The sequence below is a fragment of the Exiguobacterium sp. UBA6282 genome, assembly GCF_002440475.1.
In the GTDB taxonomy this organism is placed as follows: Bacteria; Bacillota; Bacilli; order Exiguobacteriales; family Exiguobacteriaceae; genus Exiguobacterium_A.
Genome location: NZ_DJUM01000020.1, coordinates 230,527 through 249,448 on the forward strand (window position 1 = coordinate 230,527; position 18,922 = coordinate 249,448).

Here is an 18,922-nt window from a genome sequence, read left to right on the forward strand (position 1 = left end):
AAAAAAACTCCCCCTATGCTGTTGATAGAAGGAGTTTTCCCATAAAGACTTACGCTAAAACGTCTAGCACCTCATCAAGTTCGACGGCGCCGAAATATTTTTTCAATTCGTACCGACCGAGCACTTCGCGAAGAGACGCGCGATCATAACGTGTACCTTCAAGCGCCCGTGCGATTTCTTCCGCGTCCTCGACGCCAAAGAAGTCACCGTAAATCTTCGCTTCTTCAATGATGCCTTTTTTGACATTCAATCGAAAGTCAATCGTTCCGATCGGGAAACGTTTTTTTTGAATGACATCGAATTTCGGTGATTTTCCGAAATTCCATTCCCAGTTGCCATAACGTTCTGCCGAGATGGCACGTACTTTATCCCAGTCTTCTTCAGTTAAGATATACCGTTCAATCTCTTTCCCTTCATAGATCGAGGCAAGGAGATGATCGACGAATTGCTCCATCGTCAACGGTTCTGTCAGGAATTCCGAGATGTTTGCGACACGACTCCGAACCGATTTAATGCCTTTGGAACGCATCTTCTCTTCACTGACGACAAGCGCATTGACGACTTCTTCGATGTTCGAATCGAGCATCAGCGTACCATGACTAAACATCCGTCCTTTTGTCGTGAACTGGGCATTCCCGCTGATTTTCCGGCTTCCGACATGAATATCGTTTCGTCCAGATAATTCCGCTTCGACACCGAGTTTATGCAGCGCTTGCACGACCGGTTCCGTGAACTTTTTATAGTTGTTGAACGAATCACCGTCATCTTTCGTCAAGAAACTGAAGTTCAAGTTTCCTTCATCATGATAAACAGCGCCACCGCCGGAAAGACGACGGACGACGTGGATGCCGTTTTCCTCGACATACTTCAAATTAACTTCTTCATTCGTGTTCTGGTTTTTTCCGACGATGATGGATGGACCGTTGATATAAAACAAGAAATAGTCTTCTTCATTGACGTTCAGGTTGTTCAAGATGAACTCTTCGACAGCGAGATTGATTCGCGCATCGCGAATCTCAGGATGGAAGATGAATTTCATAAGGGTTTCGTGCTCCTTTGTGATGGAATCATAATGTGATCAGTTACAGCCGTCGACACCACACGTATCACCTTCAGCGATGATTTCAAGTGTTTGTTCTTGGCGAATCTTCGCGAAGACTTGTTCGAATGCTTCTACTGGTTGTGCGCCGGAAATAGCATATTTTCGGTCGAAGACGAAGAACGGTACACCACGAACACCAAGTTGTTGTGCCATCGCCTCTTCTTCTCGAACATCTGTCGCCAGTTCTTTTGATGCGAGAAACGCTGTGACATCTGCTTCAGCAAGTCCTGCTTCTACTGCGATCCGCTTCAGAATGGCTGGGTCATTCAAATCTTCTCCATTCATGAAATAAGCTGTGAACAAAGCTTCCGATACTGCATTCATCTTACCATGTTTTTTTGCAAATTGAGTCAGGCGATGAGCCTCGAATGTATTGGCTGGGATGACACGATCCATCTCGTAGTGCAAGCCTTCCTGACGTGCCGTATCAACGACACCTTGCGACATATTCCGTGCTTGTTCGAGAGTCGTCCCATATTTCGAAGCAAGAATTTCGTATAACCCTTGCGTCGGCACTGCTGGTGCATCTGGGTCAAGTTCAAAGCTTTTGAATTCGACCTCAACATCCAACTTTTCGTTCGCAATTGCTTGTTCTAAACGACGCTTCCCAATATAACAAAACGGACATGCATAATCCGACCATACTTCTACTTTCATCTGTGTTCTCTCCTTTTGTGCAGTTTCATACATTAAGCATAGTCGCCTCTAGACAGAGTTGCAATCTTTCCGCCCAGGTCGATTCGAATATGTGCGAAAAAAGAACCAAGATCGTTTTGATCTTGGTTCTTTAGTGCGTTCATCGCTTATTCTGTTACAAGCGCGTGTGCTGCATCTTCGATCTCAATATCGAGTTCTTTCGTGTAAGCAGCTGTTTGTTCTGCTGTCCAGTTCAAGACAGTTTTCATTTCTTCGATGACCGCGTCTTTGTGAGCACGAGCCCAAGCAATGTCGAAGAAGACAGCACCTGTACGACGGATGAAGAAGTCGATCGGACGAGCGACCATTTCATGTTCGATACCATAGTGAAGTTGTGCGTAGACAGAACGTGGAAGATCTGTCGTAGCAGCATCATATGCTGCTGCATATTCAAGCACTTTCGGTAAGTTCGAACCGTAGCGTTTTGCTAAGAATTGAACTTCCTCTGTTGTTAGACCATTCGTTGCTGTTTGAGCTTTTAGGAATTCAGCAAATCCTTTTGCTCCGCCGACATGTCCACCCGACATTGGCATGTTTTTCGTCGAGCAACGTGCATACGCAACATTTTCTTCTTTTTTCAAGAGTTTTGCAACGAGATCAACGACGTGCTCACCCATTTTACGGTATCCAGTCAATTTCCCACCAGCAATCGTGATGAGACCTGACTCAGATTGCCATACTTCATCTTTACGAGAGATTTCAGAAGGGTCTTTTCCTTGTTCATAGATCAACGGACGTACACCAGCCCAGCTTGATTCTATATCTTCCGCTGTTACTTTAACATCTGGGAACATATAGTGGATCGCGTCTAGGACGTAGTCTTGATCTTCGACTGTGAACTTCGGATGTGCTGTATCTTTATCGAAGAACGTATCTGTCGTACCAACGTATGCTTTTCCATCACGTGGAATCGCAAAAATCATACGACCGTCTGGTGTATCGAAGTAGACCGCTTGTTTGAGTGGGAATTTCGATTGATCGATGACAACGTGGACACCTTTTGTCAAACGAAGTTGTTTCCCGACTTTCGAGCCATCTTTTTCACGTAATTCATCAACCCATGGACCTGTCGCGTTGACGACTTTTTTCGCACGGATTTCATGCACGTCACCTGTCAAGAGGTCTGTCACACGCATCCCGACGACTTTTCCAGCATCGTAGATGATTTCTTCTGCTTTTGTATAGTTGACGACACGTGCGCCATGTTCGACTGCTTCTTTCATGACTTCAATCGTTAGACGAGCGTCATCTGTGCGGTACTCGACGTAGTAACCGCCACCTTTAAGACCTTGTTGTTTAACGAGTGGTTCTTTTGCTAATGTTTCTTTTGCAGATAACATCGTACGCCATTCAGAACGTTTAACACCTGCTAAGAAGTCATAGACACGAAGACCGATTGACGTACTGAACGGTCCGAATGTACCGCCCTTATGCATCGGAAGTAACATCCACTCTGGTGTCGTAACGTGTGGGCCGTTTTCGTAAACAATCGCACGTTCTTTACCGACTTCAGCGACCATTTGAACTTCGAATTGTTTTAAATAACGTAGACCACCATGGACTAATTTCGTTGAACGACTAGATGTACCAGATGCGAAATCCTGCATTTCGACGAGGCCAATCTTCATACCGCGTGACGCCGCATCGAGGGCGATTCCCGCACCTGTGATCCCGCCACCTACGACAAGTAGATCGAGTTCTTCACGTGTTAATCGATTATAAACATCTGCACGGTTTTTGCTTGAGAATGGTTGGTTAGCCATGAATAGTTCCTCCTGTTTAGGTTCGAAAAAAAAGAGACCACAACAAACACGCTGACGATGTCAACTGTTGCTGTGGTCTCTCCATATTCTCCGACCGGTTTATTAACTTGACCTTACTATAACATAGATCACATCATTTGAACAACATCGTAGCTTGAATAGCTTTTTGCCATCCGCCATAAAGCGCATCCGTCTCTTCTTTTGCCATACTCGGCTCGAAACGGCGTTCTTTTTTCCATTGCGTAGCAATTTGTTCACGGTTTTCAAAGAATCCGACAGCAAGACCTGCCAAGTAGGCTGCACCTAATGCCGTCGTCTCATTGATTTCCGGACGTTCGACCGGCGCTTGAATGATGTCACCTTGGAACTGCATTAAGAAGTTATTTTTAACCGCTCCACCGTCAACACGAAGTGTCTTCATCTCGATACCTGAATCTTGCTCCATCGCAGATAAGACGTCACGTGTTTGATAAGCGAGTGATTCTAATGTTGCGCGGATAAAGTGTTCTTTTTCCGTACCACGTGTCAAACCGAAGACTGCACCACGAACGTCTGAATCCCAGTAAGGTGTTCCAAGACCAACGAATGCCGGTACGACGTAGACACCTTCTGATGACGTGACACGCGTTGCGTATCCTTCTGATTCCTTTGCATCATCAATGATGCGTAATCCGTCTCGTAACCATTGGATTGCGGATCCTGCGACAAAGATACTTCCTTCTAAGGCATACTCAACTTTACCATCGACACCCCACGCAATCGTTGTGAGCAGTCCATGATCTGATTTCACAGCCTCTTCGCCTGTGTTCATCAACATGAAGCAGCCTGTACCGTATGTGTTTTTCGCCATTCCTGTGTCAAAACACGCTTGACCAAACAAGGCGGCTTGTTGATCACCCGCTGCACCAGCGATCGGAACCGCTTCTCCGAAGAAATGATAACCTGCTGTTTCTGCGTACACTTCAGAAGAAGGTCGTACTTCTGGAAGCATCGCTTTCGGGACGTCTAAGATGTCGAGTAATTCGTCATCCCATTTTAATTCATGAATGTTGTACATCAACGTACGACTCGCATTCGAATAGTCGGTCACATGTGCTTTTCCGCCAGATAATTTCCAGATGAGCCACGTATCGATCGTCCCGAATAATAGTTCACCACGTTCAGCACGCGCTCGTGCTCCTTCGACATGATCCAAAATCCATTTGACTTTCGTACCAGAGAAATAAGCATCAATCAATAGACCTGTCTTCTCACGGAAGAGCTCGGCATGACCGGCTGCTCGAAGCGCTTCACAAATTTCAGCCGTTTGTCTCGATTGCCACACGACTGCATTGTGAATCGGTTTCCCTGTTTCTTTTTCCCAGACGACGGCTGTTTCACGTTGGTTCGTGATCCCGATGCCGGCAATCTGCGACGGTTTTATGTTTGCTTCCGTCAGACAAGTCGCCACGACCGCAAGGACACTTCCCCAAATCTCGTTTGCGTTGTGTTCGACCCAACCTGGTTTTGGAAAATACTGCGTGAATTCCTGTTGCGCTGAATGTACGATCTCACCAGCACGATTAAACAGGATCGCACGTGTACTTGTCGTTCCCTGATCCAATGACAAAATGTAGTTCTCCATCTCTTCCCCATCCTTTTGTATCTAAATAAGTTAAGCTGACTTTGACTTCACTGACGTTGTTTTGTTCGGACGAACACCGAATCTATAGCATAAGCCTAATATGATGATTGTCACAAGTCCTACAATCCAAAAAGCCGGTGTATCTTTTCCTGTGAAGACCGAACGATAAAACAATCCGCCAAGACTTCCACCAAGAACTGGTCCAAGAACCGGAATCCAAGAGTACCCCCAATTCGATGATCCTTTTCCATGAATCGGTAGGATGAAATGGGCAATACGAGGACCAAGGTCCCGCGCCGGGTTCATCGCATATCCTGTCGTACCTCCGAATGACATACCGAGGCTGACGATCAAGAAGCCGACAATTAGAGGATTCAGACCATCCGAGAACTTATTCGCTCCGATTGATAACAACCCGATAACAAGTAAGAACGTCGCAATCATTTCACTCATTAGATTAGCAAATGTGTATGGAATCGCTGGAGACGTTGCAAAGACGCCAAGCTTCGTTGCTGGATCCTTCGTTTCCGCCCAATGTGGTAAGTAGTGCACGAAAACAAGACTTGCACCTAATATCCCGCCGGCGATTTGAGCGACGATATAGCCTGGTACATCCGCCCATGCAAATGAGCCGTCAAATGCTAAACCAAGCGTCACTGCTGGATTAAGGTGTGCCCCACTGAATTGACCAACGGCATACGCGGCAATCGCTACGGCAAATCCCCATGCAAACGTGATGACGATCCATCCTGCGTCCTTCGCGAACGATTTCGTTAAGCTAACGCCTGCGCCAACACCATTTCCAAGCGCGACTAGCAAGGCTGTACCTAAAAATTCTGCTAATAAAGGTGACATAAGTGTTCCTCCTTTTTTATTATGTGAAAAAAGCAACATAAAAAGGAGATCCACGTCAGCTCATACTTGAATTTTCTTCAAGTAGAACTCACACGTGAATCTCCCTTTTCTCCGTCACTTTGTATCAACTTGATATCACTATAACAATCGGTGAAAACGCTGTCAAACGTTCCAAATGATTTTTCTCACAATCCGATTAAGAGTGTGGTTCAAAATGCCGCCATAAATCCTTATTCGATGTCGTAATGCTTGAGGCACCTGCTTCAATCGCTTGTTCGACTTCTTCTACTGTATCAATCAGTCCCCCTGCGAATACGAGACGTCCTGTCTTTTCCTTCACTTCTTGAATATACTTCGGCATCAACCCTGGTAATACTTCGATGTAATCAGGTTGTGTGCGTTCCATAAGTTGATAACTTTTTTCAAGTGAACTGGAATCGAGTAAGAACATACGCTGCATCGTCTTGACCTTTTTTTGACGTGCCTTCAAGATGACACTCGCCTTTGTCGAAATGACGCCATACGGTTTCAGTTCTTGGCAAACATATTCCGTCGCGTACTCATCATTTTTTAACCCCTGGACGAGATCCATATGCAAAAACATTTTTTTATCGTATCGATGTGCCATCTCATAGACTGCTTTTAAACGCGAGACGTGCATTTCGAGTAAGACCCCATACTCATATGGACTCTTCAGCATCTTTTCAAAGTCTTCTAATTTTCTAACGGAAGGCAGGATCTTCTGTCCAAAATATGTCATGCGTTCTCCCCCTGATTCGTAATGTGTCCTAAGTATGTCGTGAAACTGAGGTATTAGGCAATGCTCTTTTCATGAAAATAAGTGAAAAGAGCGCTACGATTAGGGTATAGCTTAACGAAACGATTTATTTTCAGGAGGTGAATGCGCAGTCCTACCGTCTGTGCACGTCAATGAGTCAGCAAAAACGGATCACTATTTATTTATTCTCGATTTTAATTAATGCCCTAGGTAACAGCTTTATGGTGACCGCCTCGATCGGCAGTGCACCTTGGACATCCGCAAGCGAAGCTGTCGCGGCGATCTCACCGTTAACTGTCGGGCTGGCCATCATCGTTTTACATGTGCTTGCCTTGATTGCAGCGCTTTCTCTTGGAAGCCGCTTCAGTTGGTGGACGATCGTCCTCAGTTTCGCACTCGTCGTACTGTTCGGCGCCGCAATTGATTTCTTCTTATCAATCCATCAATTGATCTACACACCACAAGGACTATGGATGCGCGCCTTGTACATGTTAATCGGTATGCCGTTGATTTCACTTGGACTTGCACTTTATCTCCAGATCGGCTTCGTGTTGATGCCGCCAGATTACTTGATGAAATCACTCATCACCCGCTTTAAAAGTACATCAATCGGAGCAACGATTAGTCTCGGGATTCCTTTTTTGATTGCCAGTCTCTTTTCACTGATTGAACGTCAATTGATCGGCATCGGAGTCGGAACTTTTATTTTCTTAATATTGAATGGTCCGCTGATTGAATGGTTTCAGCGACTGTTCCCGATTACGGCTCGTCCGCCTAAACGAACTAGTTCTTAAATACTCAAAGAAAAGAGTTGCTCACAGACAAATTCGTCCGTGAGCAACTCTTTTCTTTACGTGTAGGATTTTCTCTGGAAAACAAGAATTGACGCGCCTAATAAGACGATGATATGCGCCATTACGAACAAGACGGAGAATGTTAAAGATGTTCCCATTGCTTCACTGATACCATAGGAAACAGAATCCTTGAAATACATCGACCAGTCCAAGTGCATGAATACGATCCATTTGGCAATCGCTGGTTTAAAGCCGATCAATAGACTTCCCGCAATGCTCGTAAAGAACTGCGCTAATACGGTAAAGCCAATGATCATACCGACCGAGCGGAATAATAATGAGAAGAACAACGTCATAAATATCGTAAAAATCGGACTGACGACCTCAACGATCGTGTCGCGGAACAGGATCGGATCTCCTACCTCTGAAAACACAAATGAGCCTGCGTAGACGATCGCAGCAATGAACACGAATTGGAATAACATGATCAAGATCGAGAAGATCAGCTTCGAGAAATAAATCGTCATTCGTGAATATGGACTCATTAATAGATGTTTCATCGTATCATACCGTACTTCATTCCCGATAGCTTCTGCCGTGAAGACAATCGTGATGATCCCTAATAAGGAGGTCAACAACACAAATGTTAAGGAATAGTAATCATAGCGTGTGAACTCAAAATCATTTGTCTTCGCCACAATGATAATACCAACCGCAATGACGACATATAGCGCTAAGACGATTTTCGCTTTTTTAGTCGTCCACCATTTCATCCATTCATTTTGTATGAGCGAAAGCATGTGAATCCCCCTCTTTTTTCGTTACTTGCAGGAATTGTTCTTCGAGCGTCAAGCGTTTGACGGTCAATTCATGTAAGTCAGCAATCGGCACGACAAGTCGGGCAATCGCCGGACACTCACTTTCTGGTGCTGTGATGATGATTTGTTCATCAAGTACTTCTGATGGATAGTTCGCGATGCGAAGGGCTTCAAGTACGTCAGTCATCGCTTCCTTATTGACGCGAAGTGCCACCTTTGCTCCGGTTTCGTTACGAACCGATTCGACCGACTTGATGACACCTTGATCAATGATGGCATATCGATCACTGATTTGTTCCATTTCACTCAGCATATGACTTGAGATCAAAATTGCGATATCCTGCTCACGCGCCATTTGTCGTAAATACTCACGAAGTTCTGCGATCCCGGACGGATCTAGACCATTTGTCGGTTCATCTAAAATCAAGACGCGCGGATTATGTAACAACGCGCGAGCAATTCCAAGACGTTGCTTCATTCCGAGTGAATACTCTCCAACTTTCTTCGAAAGCTTTCCTTCTAAACCAACGAGACGAGCAAGTGCGTCATAGTCGACTTGTCCGAGTCCTGGAATCAGGTTTTTTGCATGTATCAAGTTTTGTTTGCCTGTTAAATAAGGATAAAAAGCTGGATTTTCAACGATTGCTCCGATTTGCGTCAATGCCTTCGAACGCTCTTCTACGACATCATAGCCATTGACCGTGACTCGCCCAGCATCCTGCTCAAGCAGACCCGTGATGATACGAATCGTTGTCGTCTTCCCTGCCCCATTTGGTCCGAGGAAGCCGAACACTTCTCCTGGGGATACCTCAAAACTGACGTCTTTTAGAATTTGCTCTTTTCCGAGACGCTTTGAGATATTTTCAATCTTTAACATCTGCTCTTCCTCCTCATTCATATTTTGTCTATGCTATATAGTGTACGTGAATTCCCTGCGAAAGTTTCTTTTCTTACAAATATGTAATCTGATTCCAAATAAAAATCCGCTAACGCAGAAATTTGAGACTAAATAAGGAATGGAGTCTTCAGATGATTCTTTTTGAAGAAATGACACGTGAACATTTTCCGATCGTTCAATCACTGTACGCAAGCGTTCCAGAGTATGCATGCCTAGAAGAACGGGCACTACCACTCTCTGATTCGATCTTACAGGAGGAATTCTTGAATCCCGATACTGTATCGCTGATCGGGTATATCGATGGAGAACCTGTCTTACTGATTGACTACCTCCCAAAGCATCCGCAAGACGGTACAACGTGGATTGGTTTATTTTTACTTGATGCTTCTCATCATGGCACCGGAACGGGTAGTCGGTTACTGTCCGCCTTTTTCAATCAATTCTTAAGTCGAGAGTCACAGATTCATCTCGCCGTATTACCTGATAACGTAAAAGCCCGACGGTTTTGGGAAAAACATGGATTCCGCTACGTACGAACGAGCATCTCGAACCGTAAACAGCAAGTAGACGTCTATGTATATGAGTCAAACAAAAACAAATGAGAAACGTATGAATGGAGTATCACACAATGTCCAGACCCTCACTTCGCTTTGACATCCTGTTAGCGGGATTGATTTCCCTATTATTTTTAAGCATGACGCTGTTGTTGACCTTCTTCATCAGTCAACACGCGACAAGCCGACTCCAATCGGAAGTCGGAATGAATCTGTCAACGACTGCTCATCAACTATCCGACAAGCTCGATCATTACATGTGGTCACGCTATGCAGAAGTGAAGTTGCTTGGCTCTTTATCAACGATTCAACAAACAGATCAAAAAGTAGAAACACGTCGGACACTAGAGGAGTTACAACGACAGATTCCCGACTTTTCTTGGATTGGTCGTTTAGATGCGAACGGTAAAGTCATTGCGTCAACGAACCAGATTCTTGAAGGAACATCGATCAAAGAACGACCTGTTTTTCAAGAAGCATTATCGCAACCATTCATCGGTGATGTTCATGAAGCCGTCCTACTCGCAAAATTATTGCCGAATCCAAGTGGTGAGCCACTCCAATTTGTCGATATAAGTACACCTTTATATGATAAGGGACGATTTTCCGGCGTCCTCGCGACACACCTCAGTTTCGAGTGGGCTAAAGCGATTGAACAAAGTTTCCAGAGCGCTACCTCTTCTCTCCAAAAAGTCGATGTCTTCATCGTTAGTCAAGATCGAAAGACGATTTTGCTTGGACCAAACGGATGGAGTGGTAAGACATTGCCTACTAGTGTAACGCTCACTTCGAATGCTCCTGCGACCGCTTTTTGGAAAGAGAAAGAATTCGTCTCTGGTCAAAGTACGAGCCGTGGTTACAAAGACTATGATGGACTAGGTTGGACGGTTCTTGTGCGTCAACCGACATCGATTGCCTTCGCTGATGCCGACGCTTTACGCCAAACGATTTTTATCGCTGGGTTAATTGCCTCTCTCATTACAGCTCTGCTTGGGTGGATGTTAGCGAAACTGCTGACTCGACCACTCTTAAAAATCACGCATGCCGCACAACAAATGCAAGGTGATCCTTCAAAATCACTTCCGAACCATCGTGGAATCCGAGAAATCGAGACATTAACAGATGCCCTACAGCAACTGATTCGTCGATTGCTGCATACCGAAAAAGAAAAACTGACGTTTGAACGATTATCGCAACGTGACAGTCTCACGGGTCTTGCGAATCGAAACGGTCTTGCTCAATACATCGAACAATTACCTATAGGAACGCATTCCATCTACCTTTGTCTCGATTTAGACGGTTTTAAAGCAGTTAACGACACATATGGGCACGCACTTGGTGATCTCCTCCTGATCGAGGTCGGTCAACGTCTCAAACAGTTACTTCCACCTGGTGGCTTCGTCGCTCGTCTTGGTGGCGATGAGTTCATCATCGTCTTAACGCATCAGTCTGTAGTAGAAGCACAACACTTAGGTGAACAATGGATTGCCCATGTCTCGATGCCTTATCATTTAGAAGAACAGACTGTCCATATCGGAATGAGCATCGGACTCGCTGAACAGATAGCAGGTGAATCGCTCGAGCAAGTCATGCACCATGCGGATTTAGCGCTCTATCGTTCGAAGCAAGATGGTAAAGGATGTATGTCCGTTCATTGACCTTTTGGAACGGAGGATTGACAAGCGCGGTTCTCCTCCGTAAGGTGAACGAGAAGCGTATAAATTTTCAACAAGGAGCTGTCAGCATGAATCAATGGACACGTGAAGCACGATATCGTCCCCTCTCGGATGTCGATCCGACCGTATACCAAGCGATGAAGGAAGAAGTAAGAACATCTCCTTGGCGATTTTCTTACCATATCCAACCTCCAACCGGACTTTTGAATGATCCGAACGGCTTCGTCTACCACGACGGTCTTTATCATTTATTTTATCAATGGTTCCCACTCGGTCCTGTTCATGGTCTAAAGTACTGGTATCACATGACATCAAAAGACCTCGTACATTGGTTCGATGAAGGGGCCGCCTTGATTCCAAATGACGATCCTGATTCGCACGGCGCTTATTCCGGTAGTGGCTTCATCAAAGATGATCAAGTGCACATCATGTATACCGGTAACAAACGGGACGCAGAGTGGAATCGCCATACGAGTCAAATCGTTGGGCACCTTCGTTCGGATGGACGGATTGAAAAACACTTACCACCTGCTATTCCAACCGTTCCTGAAGGCTATACAGAACATTTTCGTGATCCGAAAGTCTTTCAAGATGCATCGGGCATCTGGTACTGCATACTTGGAGCACAGCGCACTGACTTGACAGGTTGTACTGTCATTTATCAGTCTCAAGATGCAGAGCACTGGACGTTTGTCGGTGAGTTACGGACGAGCTACCCGACATTCGGTTATATGTGGGAATGTCCTGATTATTTCGAGCTTAATGGAAAAGGCGTCTTTCTCTTTAGTCCTCAAGGGATTGAGCCAGATGGTACGAACTATCAAAATATTTTCCAGTCCGGTTACTTCATCGGGGAACCGTTAGCTTTACCCAACTTAACATTCACACATGAACCTTTCCAAGAACTCGATTTCGGATTCGACTTCTATGCGCCACAAACAACTGAGGCGGCAGATGGTCGACGGATTCTTGTTGGTTGGATGGGTTTACCGGACATTAGTTATCCTTCTGACATTTATAACTGGGCACATGCTTTGACATTGCCACGTGAATTAACGATCGAACAGGGACAACTTCGTCAACGACCTGTCCATGAACTGACACAGCTACGAAAAGAAACCTTATTTGACGAAACGATTCTTTTCGAGCAAGATGTGACGGTTGCGGAAGCCGAGATTTTCGAACTCGTGATGACAGACTTGAAGCTGTCGTCGGATTCGTTCCGCTTCTCAATTCGTCAAGACGCTACAGAAGAAACCCTATTTAAATATGATGTCGTTTCGCGTCAATTTACGATTGACCGGAGTCGTTCGGGTGTGGACGTTCCTGCTGAATCATTTGGTACATCACGATCGACTGTCCTTTCGAAAGACTTGCAGACATTACGTTTGTTTGTGGACCGGTCCTCGTTCGAACTTTTCCTCAATGATGGAGAAGCCGTCGCAAGCGGACGTATTTTCCCAAAAGCAACGAGTCGAGGTATCGGATTCTCTGGTGAGGCGACTGCCCACCTCTCTATTTATGATTTATCTTAAATAACAAAAAAGCATTTTCCTGAACATAATCAGGAAAATGCTTTTTTACTTCACTGCTTCAATCGTGATTCCTTTTCTAAATCGAAGGCGAGAATATGTTGCTCTCCGATTGGACCCATGACCGATTGTAACGTATCGACATATCCCGTCTTGAAATACAGTGATTTTGCAGCGATATTCTTTTTATTGACCGCAAGTGTAATCGATGTGACTTCCGGGAAATGATGATGAACGAACTCCGGTAACTGCATCATCGCTTCCTTCGCGTATCCTTGATGTTGATGCCGTTCATCAATCGAAAAGGCACGTAACAGGACACTTTGTTCATCCGTCCGGTGTGTTTTAGGGGGATTGAGATGGAGAATAAAAAATCCGACGACGAGCTCGTCTTTTTTAATAACAACCGGAAACTTATCGGGATGTGCAACCGCATCCGTAACGACATCCGTTGGAAAAGAAGTAAACTGAACTTGTTCTTCCGGAAGAATGAACGCCTCACATTGTTCATAATGTTCATTTGTATACATGTGTAATTTCACTACAGACATTCTCATTCCGCCTTCCCTCTTTGTACAGGACAAGAGAGTACTCTCTTACATCTATTCCCATTTTAATATTTTTGAGTCCATTTGCCTAGTCTTTTAAAGGCACTCCTCTTACATTGCTTCCAATAGTCTTTTGTCTCTTTATTCCACGGTTCGTCTTTCAGTAATCCAATCCGATCATTAAAAATGCTACACTAGGGAGAGTTCGATTTAATGGACACGAAATTAAACGCTCGAGGTGAACTGTATCATGCATGAAGATTTTTTCGAACAGATGGAGCGATTGACCGGCATTCAATTGAATCCTGTCCAACAACAGGCAATTGAACATGACCATGGTCCGTTGCTGTTACTCGCCTCACCCGGCTCTGGAAAAACAACGACCCTTAATTTTAAGATTGCCTATTTGATTTTACAAAAAAAAATTGAACCACATCGTATTCTTGGACTGACCTTCAGTAAAGCGGCAGCTCGCGAAATGGCGGATCGATTTTATCATTTATTCCATGAACTAATCGGAACAACAGCGGCTTTTTCGACAATCCACAGTTTTGCTTTTCAAGTCGTCCGGGACCATACGTCTCAACAACGCCTCTCCTATACGATCATCGAAGGACCGATGGATCAACAACATCCGAATGCGCCACATAAACGGATGTTACTGCGCCGTATTTTCCAGGAAATTAATCGAAGTGTCATTACCGATGATCAAATGGATGAGTTGTTACGGATGATTTCCTTTGTCAAAAATCGCCTTCTTTCTTTAAAAGAAATCAAGGCAGTACCGACGACGATCAAACACTTTCCTGACATCTACGTCGCATATGAACAATTCAAGTCTCGTGATCCTCTACATCCGTTACTTGATTTCGATGATATGTTGACGTATGCTAATACGATTTTGGAACAAGACCGTCGTCTATTGCAACATTACCAACGTCGCTTCGATTATATTCTGACAGATGAGAGTCAAGATACATCACTCGTTCAGCATCAACTGGTTGAAAAGTTAGCCTTACCCCACAATCGCCTTTGTGTCGTCGCGGACGATGACCAGACGCTTTACAGTTGGCGTGGCGCAGATGCATCCAAGATTCTCCACTTCAAGGATACGTATCCGAATGCGACGATTCTTTACATGGAACAAAATTATCGCTCATCAAAGGACATCGTCTCAGTCGCCAATCAGTTCATCCAACGTAATAAAGCACGTTATCCGAAACAGATGTTCACGGAGAATGCTGCGGTTCGTCCAATTATCTTAGAGACGCTACCGACTTATGAAGATCAGACTCGTTATTTATTGAATCAGTTACGGACGGAAACGAATTACCGCGAAGTCGCCATCTTATATCGCAACAATGCTTCTTCGATCAACGTCATGAATGCGTTAGATCAAGCAAACATTCCTTTTTACATTAAGGATGTTGATCATAAATTCTTCAGTCATTGGATTTTGAAGGATATTTTAAATTTCATGACATTCGCACAAGATCCAACAGATATCGAGATTCTAGCAACCATCCATACGAAGTTCGCCGGATATATCTCAAAAGCTCAACTGGCTCAATTGCAACAGTTTGGTTCGGGTGAATCTGTATTTGATCTACTCATAAACAAAATCGAGATGAAGTTTTATCAAAAGAAACAACTTCAACAAATGAAGCGCACATTCGCTTCCATTCAGACCGTTCGACCGTCTGCTGCCCTCTCATTGATTCGTCATGAACTGGGCTACGAAAAGAATTTGCGGAAAATGAGTGAGAGTCTCGGTTTTAGTCTCGATCACCTGCTTGAGACATTAAATACGATCGATAACATCGCAAGTGATGTACCGACGTTACTCGCCTTTCGTGAGCGGATCGCGCATCTTGAACAGTTGATGCGTGATGCGAAACAAAACAAAAATCAAAATGCGGTCACCCTTTCGACCTTTCACAGTGCAAAGGGGCTTGAATTTGATCGCGTCTTTATGATTGATCTCGTTGCTGGTATTCTTCCATCGGCTGACACGATCAAGGCGTACAAGAATGGACAACTCGATGATATGGAAGAAGCAGCACGCTTGTTTTACGTCGGGATGACACGGGCACGACACGAACTGCATCTCCTGTCTTATCGTTTTAAATCGAAATCGTTCGATGTCTCACCATTCGTCGAAGACGTTCATCGTCTTGTTACACCGGATTCCGCAAAACGAAAAATAGAACGCCAACGTCCTGCCATTGCAGCGCGAGCTAAAGTTCCTCCACTTCCGATCACTGAGAACATGCGTGTATCGCATACAGCATTTGGTCCCGGAACCGTCTTGCACCTGGTTGATGACGTGCTAGAAATTTCATTTGATCAAGGAATGAAAAAACAGCTTTCGTTACAAGTCTGCTCCGAAAATGCATTACTCGAAATTTTATGAGCCAAAAAAGCCTGTTTCACATAAATATGTGAGACAGGCTTTTGGTATATATCAGTTTTTAGGTGATGACTCATTTTGACGAATCAAGGCATCTCTGATTTCTGTCAATAGTTTTTCTTCTGTCGTTGGTACCGCTTCTTCTTCGACGACTTCTTCCTTCTTCCGGAACGAAGTGATTCCTTTGACGAAGATGAACAAATAAAAGGCAATCAATAAGAATTCGATACTCGCCTGAAGGAACTGACCGTACTGTAATTTTGCATTTCCGACCATGATTGATAATCCTTTGACATCAATACCACCGATGATGATACCGATCAACGGCATGAAGACGCTGTCGACGAGTGATTTGATAATCCCGCTGAACGCAGCACCGAGAATGACTCCGACCGCTAAATCGATCACATTGCCTCGAAAAGCAAACTCCTTAAATGCCTTAAACATGAAACGTCCCCCTTACCAAGCACGGGACGCCAGTTGCTGAATCGCATATCCGACGCCGTGCTCATCGTTTGTTTTCGTCACATGATGCGCAATCGCTTTTGCTTCATCATGACCATTCCCCATCGCGATCGCCTTTCCAGCAACCTTAAACATGGGAAGATCGTTCAGATTATCACCGATGACAGCGACTTGTTCGATCGGCACACCAAGGTGGTCCGCGAGGATTTTAACTGCCGTTCCTTTATCGGCACCGACTGCCATGACTTCGATGTTATCGTGTCCTGACGACGTGACATAGACACCCTCGACTTTCTGCTCGATTTCCTGCCAGATTGTTTTCATCAATTCTTGATCAAATGAGAACGAAATGAACTTGAATACTTTTCCCGCTTGATTACGAATGTATGACCGGAATCCATCAATCATCTTGACGTCTTCGTGGACATAATAGCGATCGTGGAAGAAATCAAGCACTTGTTTTGCCCGATCACTTTCTTCACTTAATTCTTTTAACGAATCGTAGACTGCATCAATCGTCGCTCCTTGCGCTGTCACGAGTCCTTGATCACAGAACATCTCGAAGAAGACTTCGTACTGGCTAATGATGCCGTAAATTTGCTGTGCTTGTTCTGTCGTCAGAGTCGTCGCACTCAACTCTTCTCCATCGACGGTCATCACACGTGCCCCGTTTGAAGCAATGATCGGACAATGAATGCCTGCGGCATCCGTCAATTCTTTAGCATTTAAGTAATTACGTCCTGTTGCAATTGCAAACTCGACACCTTGTTCGCGTGCTGCTTCAATTGCCTGAATCGTCTCCGGTTCTATTCGTTGTTTGCCCGAAAGAACGGTACCATCCATGTCTGATACGAGTAATTTAATTGGATTTGCCATCGTCTTCACTCTCCTCTTTTTCTATTTCCATACCACTATACCATTTTTCACATTTTGACTGGTCGTAAACACGGTTTACAAAATCGGTGACAACAAACGCGAAATACTTTCCTTGAATTTGATCATTCTTGAACGCGCAACATACGACTCGACCGTCATGAGCTTTGATACATCACAATCGGCTAAGAAGAGCCGTTCTAGTTCAATTGCTACTTCCTGATCATAGACAATTGTATTCATTTCGAAATTTAAACGGAAACTTCGTGCATCGATATTCGTCGTCCCGACTGAAGCAATCTCTCCATCAACAACAATCGTCTTCGCATGTAAAAATCCAGGTTCATACGTGTAGACTTTAGCTCCGTACGACAACAACTCTCCTACAGCAGCTGTCGTCGCCCAATAAACGAATGGATGGTCCGGCTTATTCGGAATCATGATGCGCACCTCCACTCCAGACAGAAGAGCTGCCTTACATGCATCTAAATAACTCGTGTCTGGAATGAAATAAGGCGATTGAATGTAAATCGTCCGCTTTGCCTCATTGATCATCTTGATCAAAGCAAGCTTCAGATATTCTGAACGGGAATCCGGACCCGACGTGACGATTTGCATCGGTAATATATTCTGAACCCTGTGTGTCCCGTAGTAGAACAATGATTTTTCTGTATAGACGTCACTCGCTTGATTCCAGTCAAGAATAAAACGGTCGAGCTGATCGTGAACGACATCACCTTTCAAGCGAAAATGCGTATCCCGCCAGTAGCCGAACTTTTCATCGATACCTAGATATTCCGTACCGACGTTAAATCCACCAATGTAGCCGATTCGACCGTCAATGATACAGGATTTACGGTGATTGCGGTTATTTAAGCGAAAATTAACGAAACCAATCGTCGACGGGAAAAAAGCGAACACTTCTCCCCCATGTACCAGTAAATCTTTGAAATCCGTCCGTTTGAGACTACGTGATCCGACAGCATCATATAATAGACGGACTTTGATTCCACGACGGGCACATTCGGTTAATGTATCGATCAACGCTAGCCCAAGGCGATCTTTCTGAATGATGTAGTATTGAATATTCACTTCATGCTCTGCCTGGCGGATATCTTGAATCATCCGATTGAATTTCTGTTCTCCATCCGAAAGAATCTGCAGTTGATTCGAGAGACTGAGTAACGAACCGTTCGACATCAGATTCATCCGAATCATATCCCGGTGCTTTTGAATCATCGGGTGCCGCCCCATCGTCACGAGTTCTTTTTTCTGTAAGGCAATCCGTCTATCGTGTTCTAGTTGTTCTTCTTCCGTAATACGATAAAAATTCGATTTTTTCAACAATCTTCCGAAAAACAGATAGACGAGAAACCCAACGAGCGGAACGAAATACAAGATGAACACCCATGCCCACGTCGCACCAATATCGCGCCGTTCGAGAAAAATAACCGTTAGGACCGCCAAGATATTCATGATGAGCAATCCGTAGACGATGATGATCGTGAACGTACTCCATACTTCCACCATACGATT

At 44.6% G+C, this 18,922-nt stretch carries 17 protein-coding genes; 5 read left to right on the forward strand and 12 right to left on the reverse strand.

All coding sequences use genetic code 11. The features are described 5' to 3' along the window. Positions 1–49 precede the first annotated feature (49 nt). From B2751_RS06135 to B2751_RS06160, 6 genes are all read right to left on the reverse strand, one after another. A complete protein-coding gene (locus tag B2751_RS06135; RefSeq protein ID WP_214856732.1) occupies positions 50–1,039 on the reverse strand; it encodes a lipoate--protein ligase in 990 nt (329 codons plus the stop codon). A gap of 39 nt (positions 1,040–1,078) precedes the next feature. Continuing rightward, the gene (locus B2751_RS06140; RefSeq protein WP_290773547.1) at positions 1,079–1,759 is read right to left on the reverse strand and encodes a DsbA family oxidoreductase; all 681 of its coding nucleotides are present in this window, start codon (positions 1,757–1,759) and stop codon (positions 1,079–1,081) included. Between the two features lie 146 nt (positions 1,760–1,905). After that, positions 1,906–3,561 (reverse strand): glycerol-3-phosphate dehydrogenase/oxidase, encoded by a 1,656-nt coding sequence (locus B2751_RS06145; protein WP_035409379.1) that lies wholly within the window; start codon positions 3,559–3,561, stop codon positions 1,906–1,908. Positions 3,562–3,694: 133 nt separating this feature from the next. Beyond that, entirely contained in the window at positions 3,695–5,185 is a 1,491-nt protein-coding gene (gene glpK / locus B2751_RS06150; RefSeq protein ID WP_035409380.1) for a glycerol kinase GlpK, read from the reverse strand. A 30-nt stretch (positions 5,186–5,215) separates the two neighbouring features. Continuing rightward, positions 5,216–6,040, reverse strand: a complete 825-nt coding sequence (locus B2751_RS06155; RefSeq protein ID WP_035409382.1) for an MIP/aquaporin family protein — start codon at positions 6,038–6,040, stop codon at positions 5,216–5,218. 196 nt (positions 6,041–6,236) lie between these two features. After that, positions 6,237–6,800, reverse strand: coding sequence for a glycerol-3-phosphate responsive antiterminator (locus B2751_RS06160; protein WP_290773549.1), 564 nt, complete (start codon positions 6,798–6,800; stop codon positions 6,237–6,239). Between the two features lie 239 nt (positions 6,801–7,039). Here B2751_RS06160 and B2751_RS06165 point away from each other — a divergent pair, with 239 nt between their 5' ends. Further along, the gene (locus B2751_RS06165) at positions 7,040–7,612 is read left to right on the forward strand and encodes a hypothetical protein (RefSeq protein ID WP_290748644.1); all 573 of its coding nucleotides are present in this window, start codon (positions 7,040–7,042) and stop codon (positions 7,610–7,612) included. A 56-nt stretch (positions 7,613–7,668) separates the two neighbouring features. On the opposite strand, the gene B2751_RS06170 is transcribed toward B2751_RS06165, so the two are convergent. Together B2751_RS06170 and B2751_RS06175 are read right to left on the reverse strand one after the other, a co-directional pair. After that, positions 7,669–8,412 (reverse strand): ABC transporter permease, encoded by a 744-nt coding sequence (locus B2751_RS06170; RefSeq protein ID WP_035409387.1) that lies wholly within the window; start codon positions 8,410–8,412, stop codon positions 7,669–7,671. Beyond that, positions 8,390–9,307 (reverse strand): ABC transporter ATP-binding protein, encoded by a 918-nt coding sequence (locus B2751_RS06175; protein ID WP_035409389.1) that lies wholly within the window; start codon positions 9,305–9,307, stop codon positions 8,390–8,392. The genes B2751_RS06170 and B2751_RS06175 overlap by 23 nt, the downstream gene beginning before the upstream one ends. 152 nt (positions 9,308–9,459) lie before the next feature. On the opposite strand from B2751_RS06175, the gene B2751_RS06180 reads away from it, so the two are divergent. The 3 genes from B2751_RS06180 (at position 9,460) to B2751_RS06190 (ending at position 13,093) form a co-directional block, all read left to right on the forward strand. Beyond that, complete coding sequence (locus tag B2751_RS06180) at positions 9,460–9,930, forward strand: GNAT family N-acetyltransferase (protein ID WP_052019076.1); 471 nt, start codon at positions 9,460–9,462, stop codon at positions 9,928–9,930. Positions 9,931–9,956: 26 nt separating this feature from the next. Next, positions 9,957–11,540 carry a diguanylate cyclase domain-containing protein gene (locus tag B2751_RS06185; protein WP_290773553.1) on the forward strand — a complete coding sequence of 528 codons (1,584 nt, stop codon included), beginning with the start codon at positions 9,957–9,959 and terminating at the stop codon, positions 11,538–11,540. A gap of 86 nt (positions 11,541–11,626) precedes the next feature. Continuing rightward, positions 11,627–13,093 (forward strand): glycoside hydrolase family 32 protein, encoded by a 1,467-nt coding sequence (locus B2751_RS06190; RefSeq protein ID WP_290773555.1) that lies wholly within the window; start codon positions 11,627–11,629, stop codon positions 13,091–13,093. 50 nt (positions 13,094–13,143) lie between these two features. Here the strand turns inward: B2751_RS06190 and B2751_RS06195 are convergent, their stop codons facing one another. Next, a complete protein-coding gene (locus tag B2751_RS06195; RefSeq protein ID WP_035409789.1) occupies positions 13,144–13,641 on the reverse strand; it encodes a GNAT family N-acetyltransferase in 498 nt (165 codons plus the stop codon). A gap of 247 nt (positions 13,642–13,888) precedes the next feature. On the opposite strand from B2751_RS06195, the gene B2751_RS06200 reads away from it, so the two are divergent. Next, a complete protein-coding gene (locus B2751_RS06200) occupies positions 13,889–16,051 on the forward strand; it encodes an ATP-dependent helicase (RefSeq protein WP_035409392.1) in 2,163 nt (720 codons plus the stop codon). Positions 16,052–16,102: 51 nt separating this feature from the next. Here the strand turns inward: B2751_RS06200 and mscL are convergent, their stop codons facing one another. From mscL to cls, 3 genes are all read right to left on the reverse strand, one after another. After that, positions 16,103–16,495 (reverse strand): large conductance mechanosensitive channel protein MscL, encoded by a 393-nt coding sequence (gene mscL, locus B2751_RS06205; protein WP_290773557.1) that lies wholly within the window; start codon positions 16,493–16,495, stop codon positions 16,103–16,105. A 12-nt stretch (positions 16,496–16,507) separates the two neighbouring features. Further along, the gene (locus B2751_RS06210; RefSeq protein ID WP_290773559.1) at positions 16,508–17,389 is read right to left on the reverse strand and encodes a Cof-type HAD-IIB family hydrolase; all 882 of its coding nucleotides are present in this window, start codon (positions 17,387–17,389) and stop codon (positions 16,508–16,510) included. A 75-nt stretch (positions 17,390–17,464) separates the two neighbouring features. Next, a complete protein-coding gene (cls, locus tag B2751_RS06215) occupies positions 17,465–18,916 on the reverse strand; it encodes a cardiolipin synthase (protein ID WP_290773562.1) in 1,452 nt (483 codons plus the stop codon). Between the last annotated feature and the right edge of the window lie 6 nt (positions 18,917–18,922).